Source organism: Mastigocoleus testarum BC008 (assembly GCF_001456025.1).
Lineage (GTDB): Bacteria > Cyanobacteriota > Cyanobacteriia > Cyanobacteriales > Nostocaceae > Mastigocoleus > Mastigocoleus testarum.
The window spans coordinates 98121-118332 of record NZ_LMTZ01000092.1 but is presented as its reverse complement, the minus strand read 5'-3'; the positions used below and the strand labels follow the sequence as shown (position 1 = coordinate 118332).

Genomic DNA, 20212 nt, shown 5'->3' with positions numbered 1-20212 from the left:
CGACTGGGCATAGCACTGCGTGCCGCCTTGCGGCATATAGGGACTAGGGATTGGCGATTGGTTTGCTAATGTAAGCTACAGTTACAAATATTTCAAATTTTTATCTCCCCTAACCTAGCAGAAGGGCTGTTTAATTCTCAGAAGAAAAATAAATAGTTCTGCCGAAGGTTGTAAACCGCCGTTTAAAGTCCCAAATCGCCAGTCCCAAATCGCCAGTCCCAAATCGCCAATCCCAAATCGCCAATCCCCAATCCCCATGAAAAACTCCCGTAAAAGAATGATGATTTGTAGCTTTTGTGCCATTACCTGCGGTTTATTTGGTAGCTTTATTGGTTGGCAAATAGCTTCTTCTCTTCCATCCCAAAGGTGTCGAAATCAAACTTGGGAAATTGGCAAAATGATGTGTAATCTCCAAACTTCACCAGAATCAATGTATAAAGGTTGGCAAGGAAGTACATCGGGGATCTGGACTGGAACTATTTTGGGTGCATTTTTTGCTGGTTTGGGTACGCGTCAGTTACGTCGTTGAAAAAAAGTCAGGAGTCAGAAGTCAGGAGTCAGGAGTCAGAAATCAGGAGTCAGAAATCAGGAGTCAGAAGTCAGGAGTCAGAAGTCAGGAGTCAGAAGTCAGGAGTCAGAAGTCAGGAGTCAGAAGTCAGAAGTCAGGAGTCAAGAGTCACTAATCACTAGACTTCCCACACTTCCCACACTCCCCACACTTCCCACACTTCCCACACTTCCCACACTTCCCACACCTCCCCCTCTCATTCTTAAAAGGCGTAATTAACTCGGATTTAGTATCAGAGGTCAGGAGCAGAGGTAATGATTTTGAAACGCGCCGTCATATAGCGTAAATTTAATATGGCCAAAAACTAAAATTTATGAATAGGCAAAGAGTTCTTTCGGGCGTCCAACCAACCGGTAATTTACACTTAGGTAATTATTTAGGAGCAATTCGTAACTGGGTAGAAATTCAAGACCAGTACGATAACTATTTTTGTGTCGTAGATTTACACGCTATTACCGTACCGCAAGATCCAAAAACTTTAGCAAATAACAGTTATACCTTAGCGGCGTTATATCTTGCTTGCGGACTGGATTTAAATCATTCTACTATTTTTATTCAATCTCATATTTCTGCCCATAGCGAACTGACTTGGTTATTTAACTGTATTACACCCCTTAACTGGCTCGAAGATATGATTCAGTTTAAGGAAAAAGCGCTTAAGCAAGGGGAAAATGTCAGTGTGGGCTTGTTAGATTATCCCGTACTGATGGCGGCAGATATTTTACTTTATCAAGCTGATAAAGTACCTGTGGGCGAAGATCAAAAACAACATTTAGAGTTGACGCGAGATATAGTTAACAGAATTAATCACCAATTTGGTACACCAGAAAAACCAATCTTGAAATTACCAGAACCCTTAATTCGTAAAGAAGGGGCGAGAGTGATGAGTTTAACAGACGGAACCAAGAAAATGTCCAAGTCCGACCCGTCGGATTTGAGTCGAATTAACTTACTGGACCCGCCAGATGAAATCACAAAGAAAATCAAAAAATGTAAAACAGATCCAGTGCGGGGTTTGGAATTTGATAATCCAGAACGTCCTGAATGTAACAATTTGCTGACATTGTATATGCTGCTTGCTGGCAAAACAAAACAAGAAGTTACAGCAGAATGTCAGGATATGGGTTGGGGTAAATTTAAACCTTTGTTAACAGAAACCACAATTAACGCCCTTAAACCAATCCAAGATAAATATCAGGCGGTAATGGATGATAAAAGTTATTTGGAGTCTGTATTACGAGAAGGACGAGAAAAAGCAGAGGTAGTCGCCCAAGAAACCCTCGCACAAGTCAAAGCTGCTTTAGGTTTTTCTAAACCTTTATAATTTCCAAACCTTTGTAACTTTTGTTCCGCATAATTTTTTAGACTGGAAATGTCAGTCTTTTTTTATATTATGCCTAATACCCATAACCAAATACCTCTGACCTGTTTCCGTAAAGCAGTTGAAGCAGGAGAATTTCTGGTGACTGCGGAGGTCGCTCCACCAAAAGGAGGTAACCCACAACACATGATAAATATGGCGGCGACTCTTAAGGGGAGAGTTCATGCTGTCAACATTACCGATGGTAGTCGTGCTGTGATGCGGATGTCTTCGTTAACTGCATCCGTTATCTTACTACAACATGGAATTGAACCAATTTGTCAAGTTGCATGCCGCGATCGCAATAAAATTGGTTTGCAAGCTGATTTGATGGGCGCTCATGCTTTAGGTATTCGTAACATCTTGGCTTTAACGGGCGATCCGGTGAAAGTAGGCGATCATCCCGATGCTAAAGGTGTATTTGATGTAGAATCTACCCGCTTACTGCAAATTATCGGCAAACTTAACAAAGGTATAGATTATAACGAAAAACCTTTACCCGATGGTGCTACAGATTTATTTGCAGGTGCAGCAGTAGATCCACAATGTCGTAGTTGGTCTGGTTTACAAAGTCGATTTGAACGTAAATTGAAATCCGGTGCACAATTTTTCCAAAGTCAGCTAATTACGGACTTCGAGCGACTGGATAAATTTATGACCCAAATAGCCGCAGGTTCAAACAAACCGATTTTGGCTGGAATTTTTCTGCTTAAATCAGCAAAAAATGCCCGATTTATTAATCGTGCTGTTCCGGGAGTCAATATTCCCGAACATATCATTGATCGCTTGGAAAGAGCTAAAGAACCTTTAGAAGAAGGGATGAAAATCGCTGCAGAACAAGTGGTTATTGCACGTCAATTATGTCAAGGAGTACATATGATGGCGGTGAAGCGGGAAGATTTGATTTCCCCAATTTTAGATATGGCTGGGGTTAAGCCTGTTAATAATGAAATTGTAGCGGCTTAAAATACAGGTAAATACAGAAAAAACTTAAACTAGAGACGCGTTTTTGCTGGCTCTTATCAGAGTGACGCAAATTCGCGTCTTTAAGTGTTTGGGAAACTGTACCATCGAAGTATGCTATCTCTCGATAATTAATTTATCCGCCAAAGATTTTATGAGTGTTAATAGTAAGGAGTTTATGTGGTGACAGAGTTAAATAAACAAATTCATCTCGAATATTTGGATGAAGAATCTTTAGATGAAGAAAATGAAGAAGAATATGAAAAAAGGACTTTTAACTACGATCCAGAACAAATAAATATTGTAACCAAAGAACCAACTATCGATCTATTATTAAGGCGAATTGATGAAGAAGCTCTCAATTTAGCACCTGATTTTCAACGGCAAGCAGGTATATGGGATACAGAAGCTAAAAGTCGTTTAATTGAATCTATTCTGATTAGAATTCCATTGCCAGCTTTTTATATAGATGGCACAAACGAAGAAGAATGGTTAGTTGTAGATGGTTTGCAAAGATTATCTACTCTGAAGCAATTTGTTAGTGATCGAACTCTTAAATTGACTGGACTAGAATACCTGATTGAGTTAGAAGGAAAAACCTATGATGAATTAGAGCGTAGATATCAGCGACGTATAGAAGAAACTCAGGTTACAGTTTATCTGATAGCAAAAGGTACTCCTGTTGAAGTTAAATATAATATTTTCAAACGTATTAATACGGGGGGAATACCTCTTTCTAATCAAGAATTACGTCATGCTTTAAATCCCGGTCAAGCGACTAAATTCTTAGAAAAACTTACAAAATGTAGAGAATTTACACGTGTTGTTAAACTTGGTGAATCTCGTAAAAAAAGAATGGACGATCGAGAATTTATTCTTGGTTTTCTAGCTTTTAAGCTAACTTCTTACAAAAAACATCAAGATGGCGATCGGGATACATTTCTGAATCAAGGGTTAGTCAAAGCAAATCAATTATCTGAAATAGAACTCAATAATATTGAAAATGATTTTAAAAAAGCAATGATTGCAGCATTCGATATTTTTGGTGATAATGCATTTCGTAAGCAGTCTAGCAATAAAAGAAAATTCCCACTAAATAAAGCATTATTTGAAGCCTGGTCAGTAAATCTTAGTGAACTTAATGAGCAAAAAATTGAAACATTAAAGATTCACAAAAAAGAATTGATACGTAAATTTATTAGTAAATCAGATAATGATAAAGAATTTCTTGCATCTATTTCTCAGGCTGCGAATAAAGTCGAGTATAGATTTAGCACGATTGAAAAAATAATTCAGGAAGTATTATTATGATTCATCTGTTACGGTTGATAAATTTCAAAGCTTTTGAAAATCAAGTATTCGAGTTTAAATCACTGACCTTACTTTCTGGTCTAAATAGCACTGGTAAATCTTCCGTAATGCAATCATTATTACTTCTGCGTCAGTCTTATCAGCAGGAATTATTACAAGAAATAGGTTTAGCGTTAAATGGTGATTTGGTAGGTATTGGTAATGCTCAAGATGCCTTTTGCGAAAGTGCAAAAGAAGATTGCATAGGTTTTGACCTAACTCGGGAAGATAAAAGTAAGGGAATTTGGCGCTTTAAATATGAATTAGAGAAAAAAGAGACAGATTTTCTAGATTTAGATTTTACGTCAACAAAAGTTGATGATGCAGTTTACCTATCCAATCTTTTCAGGAAAAAATTTCATTATCTGCAAGCAGAACGTATTGGTCCTCGCCTAGTTAATGAAATGTCAGATTATAAAGTTAGACGGCTTAGACAACTTGGTATAAAGGGAGAATACACAGCACACTTTCTTAATATTTATGGACGCCAATCAATTCCTATAAATTATCTCAAGTATCCACGGGCAAAATCAATGGATCTGATAGATCAAGTTGAGGGATGGATGAGAGAAGTGAGTCCCGGTACGCGCATCACAATTAACTCAAATACAGATATAGATTTAATAAATTTGCAATATTCTTACGGAGATAGTAATACTTATCGTGCAACTAACGTCGGATTTGGAATTAGTTATACATTACCTATTATTGTAGCCATTTTGTCATCTGAACCTGGTACACTTATCCTGGTTGAGAACCCAGAAGCTCATCTCCACCCCAAAGGGCAAGCCAAAATGGGAGAATTGTTAGCACTTGCTGCTAGTTGCGGTATTCAAGTGGTAATAGAAACACATAGTGACCATGTTTTGAATGGTATTCGTCTTGCAGTTCATGATGCTAAGCTTGCTCCAGAAGATGTACGGCTGCATTACCTACAACGCCGACAACAAAGAGAACTAACTTTTACTGAAGTGGTATCCCCACAGATTGATAGAAATGGCAGAATTGATAAATGGCCAGATGGTTTTTTTGATGAGTGGGATAAAAGTTTAGACGCTTTATTGGAACCAGCGGGAGAATAGAGTATGGACTTAGAGATGGTTTTAAATGAACTTTCTCTCAAAACTCCTGTAGGTGATCGTTACGAAGCAAGACAACTAATGTCTCAGTTGATTGGTACTTTGCGTCAAGCAACAGCTAATGGTGCAAATCGAGTACTCCGCACTTCCGATGAGATACACTCTTTGGAGCTTGCACCTAATTATCGCATTTCTCAGTGGCGTAATGATCCAAAAGTAGATAGAGAAGAAAGTCGATTTTTCAAAACTCTGGTAACCAAAGCTCCTTTTTGGACTGATGTATTTGAAGAATTTAAAGATGAATTTGATTTATCAGACATTAAACATCAAGGAGAACTAGTAAGAGGAATAGGATTTGCTTTAATTATTGATGCTCTTCCTATCAGTTTCAATTCTGAAAAACGCTGGAATTGTTGTTATTTAAGTTTAGAAATTATAAGAATTGACGCAAATCAAGAAGTCGTAGATGAAACCGTCAAAATCGTACATGCTAGTTGCCACAATCATGTTCTCGTACATGCTGATTGGATCAAAAATCGTATCCGTACAGAAGTTACGAACGGAGAACAACTTTGGAGTCGAAGACAAGAATTATTTCCCAGCTTGGAATTTTGCGATGATGTAAGTAAGCAAATTCAGTCCCTTGATACTGGCAAACCAATGCTTACACAAGTATTAAAACGTTTACTCGAACTTGAAGAGTATTGTAAAACTTGGAAAAATGGAGCTTTTGACTCCGATGCTTTACCCAGTAAGGTAACTCCTGAAAGCGAATCAAGACTTAACCAATTCAAGGATAAACTTACTTTTGAATGTTCTGATGGCAAAAAACGTGTATTTAGTTTACATGCACGCATGACACCAGGAGCATGGAGGCTTCATTTTTGCACGGAATTAGGACCAGGAAAAATAATTATTGGTTACATTGGTCCTAAAATTCAATAAATCAGTTTTTAAATTAATTTAAACAATTTTCAATTTTGCTGATAAAATAAGTTGATCTAAGGCAAAAGAATATCTAAATGTCCAAACCAACAACGGTAAAATGGGGTGGATGCTCCACCGTAAACTGATAAAATATATCTTGCTTACCTTCAAATGGAATTATTAAATCCCAACTCAAAATTCCCATTTCACTTGGATTAATCTGGGGACTAGTACGACTGAGACGAACTTTGATTTGCTCGTTGCGACTAACCGGTAGTTGCTCAAATAACTTTAAATTAGCTTCATGTTGCAATAAATTAGTAATTACTAACTTGTAGGTATAAGTTATTTTGCGATTATTACCAATCAGTTTTTTATCAACTTGACGCTCCACTAACTCACGTTCAATTTTTAACCCTTCATCAATACCTAAATTTAATTTAAACTCTTCACCAGCAACAGTATTTGCGATTTTAGTCGTTCCGACAAATACATCGTCACGAAATATATTGGCTTTCCCAGGTAATAAGGTCGCACCATTCAAACTATTTTTCACGTTTGCTTGTAAATAAGCAAAGCTGACTAAACGGGGCATTGTTACATAATCAAAACAGCAAGGGTAATCATCATGAAAAATTGTTGTTTTGTGAGGCGTACCATCACTGAGAATATTACTTTTATTTTTTAACTTGAAGGTAACAACATTCCCTTGCTTAGATACCTTACCATTAAGACTTTCTGCTCCAATTAAAGCTTCACTTTCATTATTTGTTTCTTCTTCAGCCATTTCTAATGAAAAAGCAATTTCTTCTGAAGATTCCTCATAATCATCAGGATTCATTGAGTAGGAACGTGAAAGGGATCTTCGTTTCTGTTGAACAGCAACCGGTACAGCAGGTTTATCAATATACCAAGGCTTTAATTGTGGTGGTAGGGTACCCAAACCCGGTTTAGCTGTAGAAAGTGTTAAGGCAACATTATTCCAGTCTTCACCACTATTTTGAGAGATTTCAGCCAAATAACTCAAGTAAACACTGTGGCTTACACTATCAACTCTTAAATCATAGAGGGGAGTCCAAGTTGCACCCGTGACTACATAAGAAATTTCTAGCTCGAATTCACCACTTCCTGCTGGTTCTATTGCAATAAACAAACTGAAATCGCTAGTTGAATTTGGCGTTTGTAGAGATTGCAACTGTAGTTTTAGTGCTTCAATTTGTTTATCTATTTCTTTTTGCTGACTCTTGTATTCCCCTGTTGCAATAGCATATTCGCTATATTGACTTCCTAAAAAATTGACTAAGTCCAAAGTTTCACTCAGACTCATATTTTTCCGTGCCAGACTCACAGAAAATTGTTCTTCAGCTTTCTCCCGTAAACCCTCAATAAATTTAGATTGCAAGCTTAAAGCATCTACTTGTGCTTGTAAATTACGTTTTTGAGCTTCTAAATGTTTTATTTGTCTTTCGATCTGTGTTTGTCGTTCAATTATCGATTCTGTTGAATAGTTTTTTTCAGTATTTACCGTGAGTAGACGTACTGGTATTTTACCACTTCCTTTGACACGTACTGATTCAGGTTTGAGAGTTACTGGCAATTGATTAATTATTAAAACACTTTCCTCTCCGGTTAACTCTGCCTTTGCTGTGCGGGTTACTAAAGCTTGTTTTTTATAGACAGTGACTGCAATAATCCGGCTTTCTAGAGTTTGTCTATCAATTTCTAAGTCTGATTCTATCACCACCATTTTCCTCTTTATTTTTAATTATTTTCTTTTTTTTATTTTTAGTATTGAGAACTTCTAAAGTCAATCTTTCACCGATCATGAATTTTTAATAATTAATTCTCAGGAAAATGTATGAATATTTAATTTTTCTTAGTTTTATTTTTAGTATAGATAATTAATATTTTTTAGTATTTTGATTGAAAAGTTGATAATATGTATCAAATTTAAGTATAGAGTTTATGTTGGCAAATAGAGATTTTATAAATTAGAGTTTAGAATGTAAGGCTTATAATTTAATATATAAAGTTTAATATATAAAATTTAAAATATAGAATTAAAAATTCAGAATATAAAGCTCAGAATTATAGAATATAGAATTCAGAATTTAGAATTCAGAAGACAGTAAGTAGATATTTGTCTAACTAGAACTATCTGCTGAATTCCAAAAACCGAATCATCTGCTAATTACTCCTGAACTTTTTATGGGAACAGCATATGGTGGTTTCAGGGGGGAACATTGTTTTCTCTGGTAATTTCACAAAATCAAGTTGATATTTTCGAGAATCTTTTTACTGCGTTTTGGAAAAATTAAGCAGGAATAGTTACACTTTCATCTCTAATCTGCTTAACTGCATCTAAGAGATATTCACAATAAGTCTTAGCAACTATAGATAGTTGTTTACCTGATGGATGAACAACGTACCAGTGACCCTGGATGGGAAAATATTCCACATCTAAAATGGCTATATCACCTTTGTATGGAATCAATGTGTGACGGGATAAAACTGAAATTCCTAAACCGCCAGCAATTGCTTGCTTAATTGCTTCGTTACTACCTAGTTCTAACTTAACTTTGACTTTTACGTCATGTTCTTTCAGTAGACTTTGTACCGCTTTGCGCGTTCCTGAACCTGGTTCTCGCATAATAAATGCTTCCTCACTCAGGCGTTGAATGGGAATATTTTTCTCCTTTGCGAGGGGATGATTTTTAGGTGCTAAAACCACTAAAGGATTTTCTAAAAATGGTTGATAGCTAACATCAATATTTTCAGGAACTCTTGTCATGATATACAAATCATCTTGGTTATTACCCATCCGTTCGAGAATACCTTCATGATTTGTAACTTGAAGTGAAATATCAATTCCCGGATATAGTTGGCAAAATGGACCCAACAAACGGGGAACAAAATATTTGGCGGTGGTAATCGCTGATAGACGTAATTGTCCCTGTTTTAAACCCTTGAGATCGGCTACTTTCATGTCGAACTGAGCCAAAGTATCAAATACTGACAAGCAAGTAGAAAATAATTCTCTCCCTGCTTCTGTCAGGAACAAACGCTTACCAACCTGTTCAAACAATGGTAGTCCTACTGCTTTGGTTAATTGCTTGATTTGCATTGAAACAGTAGGTTGGGTAAGAAAAAGTTCTTCTGCTGCACGAGTAAAACTTGCATGTCGTGCTGCGGCTTCGAACACTCTTAACTGATGTAGTGTTACTTGGTTCAAGTTAAACTCTCCTGCAAAAGTAATTGAATTTATTGTTCTAGTATCACTACACCCCTACATATGCTGCATCTGCGAGGAGACGAGAACATGGGGGTTGGATCATAGATTTTTATCTATGCTACTTATCATTATAACGGTATTCCCTTTATGGTTCTAAGGAGCTATTATCAAATTAGCAAGCAAAGCGTAAGATGCCTTCCAGCCAAAGTTACACATCACTTAACATGGTGTGTTTCGGGGGATATTAATAAAAACGTTGTATTAACCTTCTCCCACTAGGTTGGCTACAACGTTTTTTTTTTCTTTTTTAATGGATGGTTTTCATTTATGTTGGTAAGCGCAAGTCAAAGGTTAAAAGTCAAAATTGACTTAGCATTATGACTCCCGTACAGACGTAGAATGTTACATCTCCACAACTCGTGAATTCTGACTCCCAAATTCTCTAGTTATTCTTCTATAATTGTTTCTTTAATTGTTTCAGGTACTTGACTCAAATCTGGCAATTCAACTAATTCCGCCTCAGCAATAGGTTCTTTGATATTTATTGGTAGGTTTAATGGTTGACGTTCTTCAATCCAACAATTAGCAACGGGTAAAGTCTTTTCTAACTCATCCAGAGGTCTGGGAATGACCATAATTGCATTCAATTCACCAATTCTTTCGGCTTCGTACATTCCAGCTTCCACTGCAACAGCGACATTTGCTACAGAACCACGGATAATCGCCGTACAAAGACCCGCTCCAATTTTTTCATATGCGGCTAATTGGACATCAGCGGCTTTAAGCATTGCATCGGCGGCTCCTACTACTGCAGGAAAACCTTTTGTTTCTACTAAACCAACTGCTAAATTACTTAAGCGAGAGTAACTATTTTCTTGAATAATTTGACTGAGGCGACCTGTAATTGGTAAAACAACGTCTAAATTTGGATAAGGTCGAGGGATTACCAAGCTGGAAACATACTGACCGAATTGCTTGGCGGTATCCTCTCCTGCTTCTATAGCAAGACGAACATCAGCTACACCACCACGAATAATGGCTGTACAATGTCCGCCACCAATTTTTTCATATCCAACTAGGTGAACTCCAGCTGATTTAAGCATCATATCCGCAGTCCCTACAATGGCAGGAAAGCTACGGGTAGAGACTAATCCCAAGGCACTATCCATAAATAAGGTTTGCCTGTGAGACGACTTGTTGTGTGTCTCCATGAAATTTCTCCGGGACTGTTAATCGCAAATACAACTACCAATTTACAATTAACACAATTAACATTTATTCTGGCGAATCTTCAGACTCCGGTTGATTTAATGGTTGTCTGTGAGGAAATAAAGTGATTAATAAGCGGTTGATGTTGGTTTGTCCATAGATATGAGCGCCGAAATTACTTGGTGATTCAGTGGCTGGTGCATTGGATTGGGAACTAGAGGAGGATTGCTCAGTTTTATCGGGCTCGTTACCTCCTAACTGATTTTCCTCAGGGGATGGAGTCTTTAGCTCTTTTTGCTGAGATGTTTCTGGGAATTGGGAGGATAAATTTTCGCCAGGATTTTTCGTATTAACTCTTCCATTCATTGATTCTGTATTCCCCGAGGGAGAACTTACAGATTCAGGATTTGTAGTTGAGTTTAGCTGTTGTGTATTGCTATTTACCTCCGGAGAAGGTATTTCTTTGATGGGATTTGGTACTCCTAGAATTGAACCAGGTGCAACTATTTCTCCAGGTGCAACAGAAGAATTGAAAACTGTTGAAGCTGCTCCGACACAAGCATTTTCTCCAATTGTACCTGCACCAACCATCAGAAATCCAGCACCTAGATTTGCTCCCGCTCCAATTACAATCATTCCCCGGGCAGCTTGAAGAATTGATCCCATACCAATACAAACTCCTGCTGCAATAATTATTTTGCTATTTGGAGCTGCTTGAAGTATTACCCCTGGGGCAATAACTGCAGTTTGGTGAATGCTAACTTCGCCACTGATATGTATGTCAAATTGATTGCCTAAACGCAGTGGCGGCACGGACATAGGAATATTAACCTTATTAGAGCCAAAAATTATACAAGCAGATGTTTGGGGGATAAAACTCGCAGGCGTAGGTTTTATTTATTTCACAAATTTATTTAACTAAATTGTCAAAACTCAAAACTTACCCTTATGAGATCTTTGAGGAATCAGAGAGTAGAAATATTTACTTACCAATCAGATTAAGAGAATGATTGGAAAAATTATTACTCTTCAGAGATTATTCCAATCGAGAAATAGTTCTTTGGGAAAGAGTTATTCTTGACAAATAATTTTTCCTAATAAATAGTCCTTCTCGGAAAATATTCTCTTTGATTTTGCAAGCTTTCAAAGCGAAGCTTTCTACTGTCAAGTATTTAGCTAAGATACTTAGCCATTAACAACCGAGATAATAGCCAAATCTATTGAGTAAAAATTCCTTTGAAGTTGTTATTTTCCTATTCGTTAATTTTTCTACTCCCTAAATCTCAATTTTGCTGATTATGGACGCTGAATGATAGTTTCTAATACTCGACGCTTGGCTTTTGGATCGATACCAACCAAACGCAGGTATTCACCGTCATACAAAGCCATATAAGATTCTAATTCCACTATAATTTGCCGTTCGGATGTGGATTCTATGTACCCGCAACTTTGCCAAGAACCCGTACGGAAACGCCGTTTATCTACGTGTTCGGCACTAATTTTATAACCGGCAGCTAGCAACTGTTGTATTTGAGATATTATTTCTGAGCTTAATTTAGTGGGAACAGCAGCTTTTGCTGCTACAGCACTCGCGGAGGCTGTACTGAATGAACTCGAACTACTGGAGGAATAATGACCATTACTAGAAGAAGATGTCGCAACTGCACCATTAGGTCTTTGAATAATTGTTTCCAGTACACGACGCCTAGCTTTGGGATCGATACCAATTAAACGAACATATTCGCCTTGGTGATTTTGCATGCAATCAACCAATTCCGCAATTACTTCGTTGGTAGAAGTCGTTTCAATTGGTCGACAACTTTGCCAAGAACCGGTACGAAAACGTCTTTGGTCTACATGTTCTGTTCCAATCCGGTAACCACTAGATAGTAATTGGCGGATTTGCTCTAAAGTTTCGCTACTAAGCGCGCCATTACCAGTTCCGTTACTGCTATTACTAGTGCTGGTGCTGCTATAGCCGTTGCTATAACCAGCTGCTGGTGTGCTGTAGGAATTAGTAGGTGCTTTATAGGAACTTGTTGTCGATGGGGTTGGATTACCGTTAGGACGTTGAATAATTGTTTCTAATATGCGACGTCTGTCTTTTTGGTCAATACCAAATAAGCGGACATATTCTCCACTATGCTCTACCATACAGTTTTCTAAAGCTGCGATCGCCTCGTTGAGGGATCTAGCTTCAATGGGCTGACAACTATGCCAAGAACCAGTACGAAAACGTCTTTGGTCTACATGTTCTGTACCGATTTTGTACCCTTGGTTTAATAAGTAGCGTACCTGCTCTACTGTTTCACTACCTAGGCTATTATTAAACACTTCCTGACTCCTTTGTGACCTTTCAACTTCTAATGTTTCAACTCGATCGTTTGTATAAGATTTTTCTATCTGACTGCGGAAATTAGTAATACATTTGTTATCTTCAATACACAGATAACCAGCCCGCAGTTCCTGATTTATTCCCACTACATGATGGGCAAATTCCTTGTCTTCTCCCTGTACATCTGGTAATCGATCAGCTTGTTGTTGAGTTGTAATTACTGCTCCTGAAGCTACGTATTTACCTGGAGGAATTTCCACATCTTGTATTAAAGCATGCATCATTACGATGCAGCCAGCACCTACTTTGGCATTGAAAACAGTAGAGCGAAAACCAATAAAAGCATCATCGCCGATATAACATGGACCATGAATCAGAGCCATATGGGTAATGCAGGCATCTTTACCAATCCAGATTGAATATTCTTGTTGGTCGTCACCAATAACCCTTCCCTGTTCTAATCCATGTATCACTACACCATCTTGAATATTAGTATTTTCACCAATATAAAAAGGCGTACCTTCATCTGCTCTAATGGAAGTGCCTGGAGCTACAATTACATTCGGACTAATCCGAACATCTCCAATAATGTTGGAAAAAGAATGTACGAAAGCGCTTTCGTGAATCTGTGGTTCAGCTAAATCCCTCGACCAGGTTGTGGGGGGAGCCGCCTTACTGCGGACTACCATCGAATTATTCCTCCTCATATACAGCTATCAGCCGTCCAGCTATCAGTAATCGAACCTATTAACGTAAATTGCGATCGCTGATGATTTAAACCAAGACAAATAAAATTGAGACAAAATCAACGAGAAAACTAATTATTCCGGCAAATAAATCAAGCAAACAAAGCTGTCTTAGCGAGGAAGTTAACTGAACGGCTAACACGATTACTCCGATAACAACTTCCAGATAACAATTTCTAGATAACAACCTCCAGATAACAGTTTCTAGAGAAAAAGTTCCAGAGAAAAAGTTCCAGATAAGAATTTATTGATAATCATCTTTCTTGCTATATATCAAGCGATTATCAACATTTACTGTATCGATTATCGCGACGACAGCCGCATCAAGGGGACGCTGTTCGCTACCATCAAGTTTGCGAGCAGCACTTCCGCGACTGAGTAGAACCCATTCATTGACTCCCGCACCAACGTAATCAGCTGCCACTTCATATATCGGTAAAATCTGTCCTTCCTCATCCACTAACTGCAACAACAGTAGTTTTACACCTCGAAGACTAGGATCTTTTAGAGTGCTAACTACTGTGCCGCGCACTTTGGCGATTTGCATTACGCTTTATGGTCTGCCACCAAAGGGACGAATTGCATTGACATTTTCACGGAATTGTTCTACATCTTCCGTATAACGAATTGGCAGAACATACTCCAAGTTTTCGTGGGGACGAGCAATGATATGTGTAGATAAAACTTGTCCGCCATTAACTCTTTTTACATTATCAACTCCAGCTGCAACTGAAGCTTGAACCTCGGAAACATCTCCGCGCACAATTACGGTAACGCGACCGCTACCAATTTTTTCATAACCTACTAAGGTAACGCGAGCAGCTTTCACCATTGCATCAGCAGCTTCCACTACTGCCGGAAAGCCAAGCGTTTCTACCATTCCCACTGCAATTGACATTATCTTGTTCCTTAATAAGAGGCTAATGAAAACAAAAATCTAATAGGAGCTTTGAACGTACAAGCTTTGAATGTAAGACGACTATTGAAGCCAAATCTTTTAACTTCTCAAACCTAAGGTTCCTAAGGTATAAAACTTCTGAAGTCTCAAACTTCTAAAATTTCAACCTGAGAAAATATAAAATTTGTAATTTTCAAATTTAGGATTCCCATTCGGACCCCCCAAATTTCAAATTTCAACCTAAGGTTTCCAAAGTTGCCAACTTCTACAGTCTAAAACTTCTAAAGTCTCAACCTTCCAGAGTCTAAAATTCCTCAAATATAAGATTTTTAAAATCTCAGACTTCTAAAATGTTAGATTTCTAAAATTTTAGACTGCTCAAATCTCAAGCTTTTAAAATCCCAGATTTCCAAAATTTCCAACTTTAGAGAGAAATTATTAGATTTTATAGGGAAGAATGTTGAAGCCAATAAGATGATTAATGACATGTCAACGAAAAACCCGATACAGTAATATTTTCTCACCTTTGGGGCATACAAATTGGCAAATTTACAAATCCCTTCATCCCTATTTTTTTTAATTGCTAGGTCCTAAACTGTTCTACTGCTTCCGTATAGCGAATTGGTAGTACGTATTCTAAATTCTCATGGGGACGAGCAATAATGTGGGTGGATACGACTTCACCACCATTAACTCTTCTTGCGGCTTCTATTCCTGCTGCTACGGAAGCTTGGACTTCAGAAACGTCTCCACGGACAATTACAGTCACGCGAGCACTACCAATTTTTTCATAACCTACTAAGGTAACTCGAGCGGCTTTTACCATCGCATCCGCAGCTTCCACTACCGCCGGAAAGCCTTTGGTTTCAATCATTCCAACTGCAATAGGCATCGCAAAACTCCCACTAACTTAAATCAACTGGTACAACAAAGGTGAAAATTTAGACCGGGGGTATTTTTCCTTGTGCTCAATAAAGCGTTCTCAAATTAAGCATATGAAAGCTTTGTCCCCGTGGCAATATAAATTACTATAATAGTTCATAATAAAATAGTTTTAAAAAACTTAACATATCTTGATGACGGCTTTTTGCTTAATAGAAGTTGACTTTATTCGTAAAGCAACCATTTGTGTTTTATAATTTCTTTATATCATTAGGTGGAACTGATTTACCGCAAAGAATTTTCTATGTCGCGCAAAGGAATTACAAAGTTTTAAAAATATTGGGAAGCTTGTTCCTTTAGCTTTACAATGGGACAATAAAATTGATAGTTAAAATTAACAGTAATTATAAATATAAGTTGTGGTTATCAGAAAGATAGATTGCCATTGTAACTCCAGAAAAATTGAATAAATCAAAAGTTAAGTGTGAGTTTGTGGAGGTACTTTTTCATAGATGTTTAAATCTATGGGAATAAATGAAATGGCAAAATAACATCTATCAAGAGGAACTAAAATGCCCCAAGATTAACCTGATGCCCAATGTAATCATTGGGCAAAAATTCTTGTAGGGGTAAGTCGTCAAGGATAATCTAAATGAATCAATTTCTCTTTGTTACGTCTTGGTGTGTGCCCATTTATGGCTTAGTTGGCGCGCTTCTAACATTGCCTTGGGCGACCGGAATAGTTCGCAGAACTGGACCAAGACCAGCTGCTTACTTTAACTTGTTGACCACATTATTGACCTTTGCTCATAGTATTCTTGTATTTAAAGATTTTTCGAGCAGAGGTCCAGAAACTGTAATTGTTCACTGGTTTAAGGCTGTAGATTTAGATTTATCTTTTGCCTTGGATATCTCACCCATTAGTATGGGGGCTGTAGCATTAGTTTCTGGTTTAAGTTTTCTCGCTCAACTTTATGCCCTAGGGTATATGGAAAAAGATTGGGCAGTTGCACGTTTCTTTGCCTTGATGGGTTTTTTTGAAGCGGCGTTATGTGCTTTAGCTATTAGCGACTCCCTGTTTTTCTCCTATGCTGTTTTGGAAGTTTTAACCTTATCAACTTATTTGATTGTAGGTTTTTGGTATGCCCAACCTTTGGTGGTAACAGCAGCAAGGGATGCTTTTTGGACAAAGCGGGTCGGAGATTTGTTACTACTAATGGGAGTGGTTACCCTTTCCGTTTTTGCAGGTAGCTTAAACTTTTCTGACCTGTATGAGTGGGCGCAGACAGCCGAATTAAGCCCTTTAACCTCATCTTTGCTTGGTTTAACTTTAATCGCTGGTCCTGCAGGTAAGTGTGCCCAATTTCCCTTACATTTGTGGTTGGATGAAGCAATGGAAGGACCCAACCCTGCTTCTGTACTGCGGAACTCTTTAGTAGTAGCTGGTGGTGCTTTTATTTTGTATAAAATGCAGCCCATTTTAGCGTTATCACCAGTAGCTCTTAGCACCTTAGTTGTTCTTGGAACAGTGACAGCAATCGGTGCAACCTTGGTCTCGGTAGCTCAAACAGATATTAAGCGGGCTTTATCCCACTCTACCAGTGCTTATATGGGGTTGGTGTTTTTGGCGGTAGGGATGCAACAAGGCGGCGTTGCGCTGATGTTTTTGTTCACCCACGCGATTGCTAAAGCACTGTTATTTATGAGTGCGGGTTCAGTAATTTATACCACCTCAAGTCAAGATTTAACGGAAATGGGTGGTTTGTGGTCAAGAATGCCTGCAACTACAACGGCTTTTCTAGTAGGTGCTGGGGGAATGATAACTCTATTACCCTTAGGTAGCTTTTGGGCGATGCTGTCTTGGTCTGATGGCTTAGTTTACTTTACTCCTTGGGTGATTGGAGTTTTGTTGTTAGTAAATGGTCTAACAGCGTTAAATTTGACAAGATTTTTCCGACTAGTGTTTTGGGGAGAACCGCAGCCAAAAACCCGTCGCGCACCGGAAGTTCATTGGCCGATGGCGTTACCAATGGTATCCCTAACGATAGTAACTTTGTTAGTTCCTGTAATGTTGCAGCGATGGTATCTGCTACCTACATTGGATAGTGTCAACTGGTATGTTGCATCATCATTATTTGCTTCTAGTCTTTTGGGAGTTGCTATTGGTTCTAAGATTTATCTCCACAAAGCTTGGTCGAGATCGAGATTGATGTCGTGGCGAATGATCCAGGATTTATTGGGATACGACTTCTACATCGATAAAATCTATCGTGTAACCATTGTTTCGGTTGTGGGCTTTTTGTCCAACATATCTGCGTGGTGCGATCGCTATTTAGTTGATGGATTCGTTAATCTCGTTGGTATTGCGACTGTGTTTGGCGGACAAAGTTTAAGGTATAGTGTTTCCGGTCGTTCGCAAGGATATTTGCTGACTATTTTGGTAGGTATCAGCATTTTAGGAATTTTCTTGGGCTGGTCTCTAGGTTTATTGGATAACTTACCGTTTTAAAGAAGATATTAAAAATTTGACTTTGTTTGAGGTTTTATGAATATCAAACAATTAATCGAAGACATAGGGAAGGGGAATTTTCAACAAAATATCTTTCTTTTGTAGAGACGTTGCAATGCGGCGTCTCTACACATCGCAATGTTCCAGAAAGATATTCCAGAAATAATCTGCGAAGGGAAAATATTCCCAGGGTAATATTTCCAGAGTTATATTTCCAGGTTAATATCCCTAGAACAAGATTTACAGAACAAATCGATAGTAAATAAGCTTCTCAAACGTAAATTTTTCACATATCAGGCTCAATTCAAAAGGTAATTCCAAACAGTTTTATTCCTGTAATTAGAAATGTAGAAATATAAGTTCCAAACTTTGTATATCAAGCTTTAAAGCTATAGCCGTGCATCCTACCTTTACTTAAATTTATCTGAATCTATGACCCATAATTTATTCCTAGACTATGCTTAGTACTTTGATTGTATTGCCGCTTTTAGGTGCGGCTATTATTGGTTTATTACCAGGAAAAATCAGCAGCAAAGCTTTTCGCTCGTTGGCTTTAATCTTTGCTAGTATCGCCTTCATTTGGACAATTGTCATTGCTTATTTCTTTCAAATAAACAATGTCACCCAACAGTTCTCTGAATTTTTGCCTTGGATAGATGCTCTAGGTTTGAACTATCACTTGGGTGTTGATGGTCTATCCTTACCCTTATTAGTCTTGAATGGGCTATTAACTTGCATTGCAATCTACAGTAGCGACATTTCAATTCCACGGGCGAAATTCTACTATGTTTTATTGTTACTGCTCAATGTTGGCGTAACGGGGGCTTTCCTAGCACAGGATTTACTACTATTTTTCCTGTTTTATGAATTAGAACTCATACCCTTATACTTACTAATTGCAATTTGGGGCGGTAAACGTCGAGGTTATGCTGCAACCAAATTCTTAATTTATACCGCCGTTTCCGGTATTCTAATTTTAGCAAGTTTCTTGGGTCTAGTCTGGCTTAGTGGTGCAAGCAGTTTTGCTTTGCAAGGATTAAACGCTACAGCACTACCCTTAACAACCCAGCTAGTCTTATTAGCTGGATTGTTGGTTGGTTTTGGCATAAAAATTCCCATCGTTCCCTTTCATACCTGGTTACCAGATGCTCACGTTGAGGCTTCCACACCAATTTCTGTGTTGCTTGCAGGGATACTACTAAAGCTGGGAACCTATGGAATTTTACGCTTTGGGATGAATTTGCTACCTGATGCTTGGAATTACCTTGCACCCTGGCTTGCAACTTGGGCGGTCGTTAGCGTCTTATTTGGTGCTTCCTGTGCGATCGCTCAGACAGATATGAAAAAAATGGTGGCTTATAGTTCCATTGGACATATGGGTTATATCCTGTTAGCTGCAGCAGCTTCTACACCATTAAGTATTTTGGCTGCGGTGATGCAAATGGTGAGTCACGGTTTGATTTCTGCATTGCTATTTTTGTTGGTTGGTGTTGTCTACAAAAAAGCAGGTAGCCGAGATTTAGATGTAGTTAGGGGACTATTGAACCCAGAGCGGGGTTTACCGCTAATTGGTAGTTTAATGATTTTGGCGGTAATGGCTAGTGCAGGTATTCCTGGAATGGTCGGTTTTATCTCAGAATTCATTATTTTTCGTAGCAGTTTTGTGGTGTTCCCAGTTCAAACTCTGTTATGTATGCTTGGTACTGGTTTAACTGCTGTTTATTTCTTAATACTTGCTAACCGTGCATTTTTTGGACGTTTATCAGAGCAGGTTGTTAATTTACCACGGGTATATTGGTCGGATCGCAACCCAGCAATTATTTTAGCAATATTAATTGTAATTTTTGGCATCCAACCCAGTTGGTTGACGCGTTGGAGTGAAACGACAATAACTGCAATGGTAAACCCACCAAACCCAATTGCTGCTGTTTCCTTGTACCAAGAAAAAAGTCAAAATTGAGAATTTGGTTGTCAGTTAATGCGCTGAAGCGCACGCTTTGTTAACAGTTTATGGCTAACGCCACGCCCTTACGGGCTACAGTTAACAGTTAAAAATTCATAATTACCCATTACCCATCACCAATTACCCATCACCAATTACCAATTACCAATTACCAATTACCAATTACCCATTACCAATTACCAATTACCAAT

The 20212-nt window shown here is 38.2% G+C and carries 18 protein-coding genes; 9 read left to right on the top strand and 9 right to left on the bottom strand.

Going from position 1 to position 20212, the window contains the following annotated elements:
- Window positions 1-114 precede the first annotated feature (114 nt).
- On the bottom strand, window positions 115-258 hold the full coding sequence (locus tag BC008_RS50570; protein ID WP_201026139.1) for a hypothetical protein: 144 nt from the start codon (window positions 256-258) through the stop codon (window positions 115-117).
- Here BC008_RS50570 and BC008_RS18645 point away from each other — a divergent pair.
- From BC008_RS18645 to BC008_RS18620, 7 genes are all read left to right on the top strand, one after another.
- Window positions 257-529 (top strand): hypothetical protein, encoded by a 273-nt coding sequence (locus BC008_RS18645; RefSeq protein ID WP_058183720.1) that lies wholly within the window; start codon window positions 257-259, stop codon window positions 527-529. The genes BC008_RS50570 and BC008_RS18645 overlap by 2 nt on opposite strands.
- Window positions 526-690, top strand: coding sequence for a hypothetical protein (locus tag BC008_RS46575; RefSeq protein ID WP_161938132.1), 165 nt, complete (start codon window positions 526-528; stop codon window positions 688-690). Before BC008_RS18645 ends, BC008_RS46575 begins: the two co-directional genes overlap by 4 nt.
- Window positions 691-881: 191 nt before the next feature.
- Complete coding sequence (trpS, locus tag BC008_RS18640) at window positions 882-1892, top strand: tryptophan--tRNA ligase (RefSeq protein WP_027843919.1); 1011 nt, start codon at window positions 882-884, stop codon at window positions 1890-1892.
- 69 nt (window positions 1893-1961) lie between these two features.
- The gene (locus tag BC008_RS18635; protein WP_027843918.1) at window positions 1962-2894 is read left to right on the top strand and encodes a methylenetetrahydrofolate reductase; all 933 of its coding nucleotides are present in this window, start codon (window positions 1962-1964) and stop codon (window positions 2892-2894) included.
- A gap of 180 nt (window positions 2895-3074) precedes the next feature.
- A complete protein-coding gene (locus BC008_RS18630; RefSeq protein ID WP_027843917.1) occupies window positions 3075-4202 on the top strand; it encodes a DUF262 domain-containing protein in 1128 nt (375 codons plus the stop codon).
- The gene (locus tag BC008_RS18625) at window positions 4199-5323 is read left to right on the top strand and encodes a DUF3696 domain-containing protein (protein ID WP_027843916.1); all 1125 of its coding nucleotides are present in this window, start codon (window positions 4199-4201) and stop codon (window positions 5321-5323) included. Before BC008_RS18630 ends, BC008_RS18625 begins: the two co-directional genes overlap by 4 nt.
- Before the next feature lie 3 nt (window positions 5324-5326).
- Complete coding sequence (locus BC008_RS18620; protein WP_027843915.1) at window positions 5327-6265, top strand: hypothetical protein; 939 nt, start codon at window positions 5327-5329, stop codon at window positions 6263-6265.
- Between the two features lie 73 nt (window positions 6266-6338).
- Here BC008_RS18620 and BC008_RS18615 read toward each other — a convergent pair whose 3' ends face one another.
- The 8 genes from BC008_RS18615 to BC008_RS18580 form a co-directional block, all read right to left on the bottom strand.
- A complete protein-coding gene (locus BC008_RS18615) occupies window positions 6339-7994 on the bottom strand; it encodes a mucoidy inhibitor MuiA family protein (RefSeq protein WP_153009608.1) in 1656 nt (551 codons plus the stop codon).
- A 567-nt stretch (window positions 7995-8561) separates the two neighbouring features.
- Complete coding sequence (locus BC008_RS18610; RefSeq protein WP_027843913.1) at window positions 8562-9479, bottom strand: LysR family transcriptional regulator; 918 nt, start codon at window positions 9477-9479, stop codon at window positions 8562-8564.
- A gap of 446 nt (window positions 9480-9925) precedes the next feature.
- On the bottom strand, window positions 9926-10690 hold the full coding sequence (locus tag BC008_RS18605) for a BMC domain-containing protein (protein ID WP_027843912.1): 765 nt from the start codon (window positions 10688-10690) through the stop codon (window positions 9926-9928).
- Window positions 10691-10754: 64 nt separating this feature from the next.
- Window positions 10755-11507: an LbetaH domain-containing protein gene (locus tag BC008_RS18600; protein ID WP_027843911.1), complete on the bottom strand. Its 753-nt coding sequence runs from the start codon at window positions 11505-11507 to the stop codon at window positions 10755-10757.
- A gap of 477 nt (window positions 11508-11984) precedes the next feature.
- The gene (locus BC008_RS18595) at window positions 11985-13712 is read right to left on the bottom strand and encodes a ribulose bisphosphate carboxylase small subunit (protein WP_027843910.1); all 1728 of its coding nucleotides are present in this window, start codon (window positions 13710-13712) and stop codon (window positions 11985-11987) included.
- Window positions 13713-14013: 301 nt separating this feature from the next.
- Window positions 14014-14316: a EutN/CcmL family microcompartment protein gene (locus tag BC008_RS18590; RefSeq protein ID WP_027843909.1), complete on the bottom strand. Its 303-nt coding sequence runs from the start codon at window positions 14314-14316 to the stop codon at window positions 14014-14016.
- 6 nt (window positions 14317-14322) lie between these two features.
- Window positions 14323-14667 (bottom strand): carbon dioxide-concentrating mechanism protein CcmK, encoded by a 345-nt coding sequence (locus BC008_RS18585; RefSeq protein WP_027843908.1) that lies wholly within the window; start codon window positions 14665-14667, stop codon window positions 14323-14325.
- A gap of 583 nt (window positions 14668-15250) precedes the next feature.
- Window positions 15251-15559, bottom strand: coding sequence for a carbon dioxide-concentrating mechanism protein CcmK (locus tag BC008_RS18580; protein WP_010995042.1), 309 nt, complete (start codon window positions 15557-15559; stop codon window positions 15251-15253).
- A gap of 642 nt (window positions 15560-16201) precedes the next feature.
- On the opposite strand from BC008_RS18580, the gene BC008_RS18575 reads away from it, so the two are divergent.
- Together BC008_RS18575 and BC008_RS18570 are read left to right on the top strand one after the other, a co-directional pair.
- Complete coding sequence (locus BC008_RS18575; protein ID WP_027843907.1) at window positions 16202-18058, top strand: NAD(P)H-quinone oxidoreductase subunit F; 1857 nt, start codon at window positions 16202-16204, stop codon at window positions 18056-18058.
- A 457-nt stretch (window positions 18059-18515) separates the two neighbouring features.
- The gene (locus BC008_RS18570) at window positions 18516-20018 is read left to right on the top strand and encodes an NADH-quinone oxidoreductase subunit M (protein WP_027843906.1); all 1503 of its coding nucleotides are present in this window, start codon (window positions 18516-18518) and stop codon (window positions 20016-20018) included.
- Window positions 20019-20212: the final 194 nt, after the last annotated feature.

What these genes read in the sequence shown, in the direction of transcription:
- BC008_RS18645 (WP_058183720.1), top strand. Translation starts at nt 257, where the DNA reads ATGAAAAACTCCCGTAAAAGAATGATGATTTGTAGCTTTTGTGCCATT.
- BC008_RS50570 (WP_201026139.1), bottom strand. Translation starts at nt 258, where the DNA reads ATGGGGATTGGGGATTGGCGATTTGGGATTGGCGATTTGGGACTGGCG.
- trpS (WP_027843919.1), top strand. Translation starts at nt 882, where the DNA reads ATGAATAGGCAAAGAGTTCTTTCGGGCGTCCAACCAACCGGTAATTTA.
- BC008_RS18635 (WP_027843918.1), top strand. Translation starts at nt 1,962, where the DNA reads ATGCCTAATACCCATAACCAAATACCTCTGACCTGTTTCCGTAAAGCA.
- BC008_RS18625 (WP_027843916.1), top strand. Translation starts at nt 4,199, where the DNA reads ATGATTCATCTGTTACGGTTGATAAATTTCAAAGCTTTTGAAAATCAA.
- BC008_RS18620 (WP_027843915.1), top strand. Translation starts at nt 5,327, where the DNA reads ATGGACTTAGAGATGGTTTTAAATGAACTTTCTCTCAAAACTCCTGTA.
- BC008_RS18615 (WP_153009608.1), bottom strand. Translation starts at nt 7,994, where the DNA reads ATGGTGGTGATAGAATCAGACTTAGAAATTGATAGACAAACTCTAGAA.
- BC008_RS18605 (WP_027843912.1), bottom strand. Translation starts at nt 10,690, where the DNA reads ATGGAGACACACAACAAGTCGTCTCACAGGCAAACCTTATTTATGGAT.
- BC008_RS18600 (WP_027843911.1), bottom strand. Translation starts at nt 11,507, where the DNA reads ATGTCCGTGCCGCCACTGCGTTTAGGCAATCAATTTGACATACATATC.
- BC008_RS18595 (WP_027843910.1), bottom strand. Translation starts at nt 13,712, where the DNA reads ATGGTAGTCCGCAGTAAGGCGGCTCCCCCCACAACCTGGTCGAGGGAT.
- BC008_RS18590 (WP_027843909.1), bottom strand. Translation starts at nt 14,316, where the DNA reads ATGCAAATCGCCAAAGTGCGCGGCACAGTAGTTAGCACTCTAAAAGAT.
- BC008_RS18585 (WP_027843908.1), bottom strand. Translation starts at nt 14,667, where the DNA reads ATGTCAATTGCAGTGGGAATGGTAGAAACGCTTGGCTTTCCGGCAGTA.
- BC008_RS18580 (WP_010995042.1), bottom strand. Translation starts at nt 15,559, where the DNA reads ATGCCTATTGCAGTTGGAATGATTGAAACCAAAGGCTTTCCGGCGGTA.
- BC008_RS18575 (WP_027843907.1), top strand. Translation starts at nt 16,202, where the DNA reads ATGAATCAATTTCTCTTTGTTACGTCTTGGTGTGTGCCCATTTATGGC.
- BC008_RS18570 (WP_027843906.1), top strand. Translation starts at nt 18,516, where the DNA reads ATGCTTAGTACTTTGATTGTATTGCCGCTTTTAGGTGCGGCTATTATT.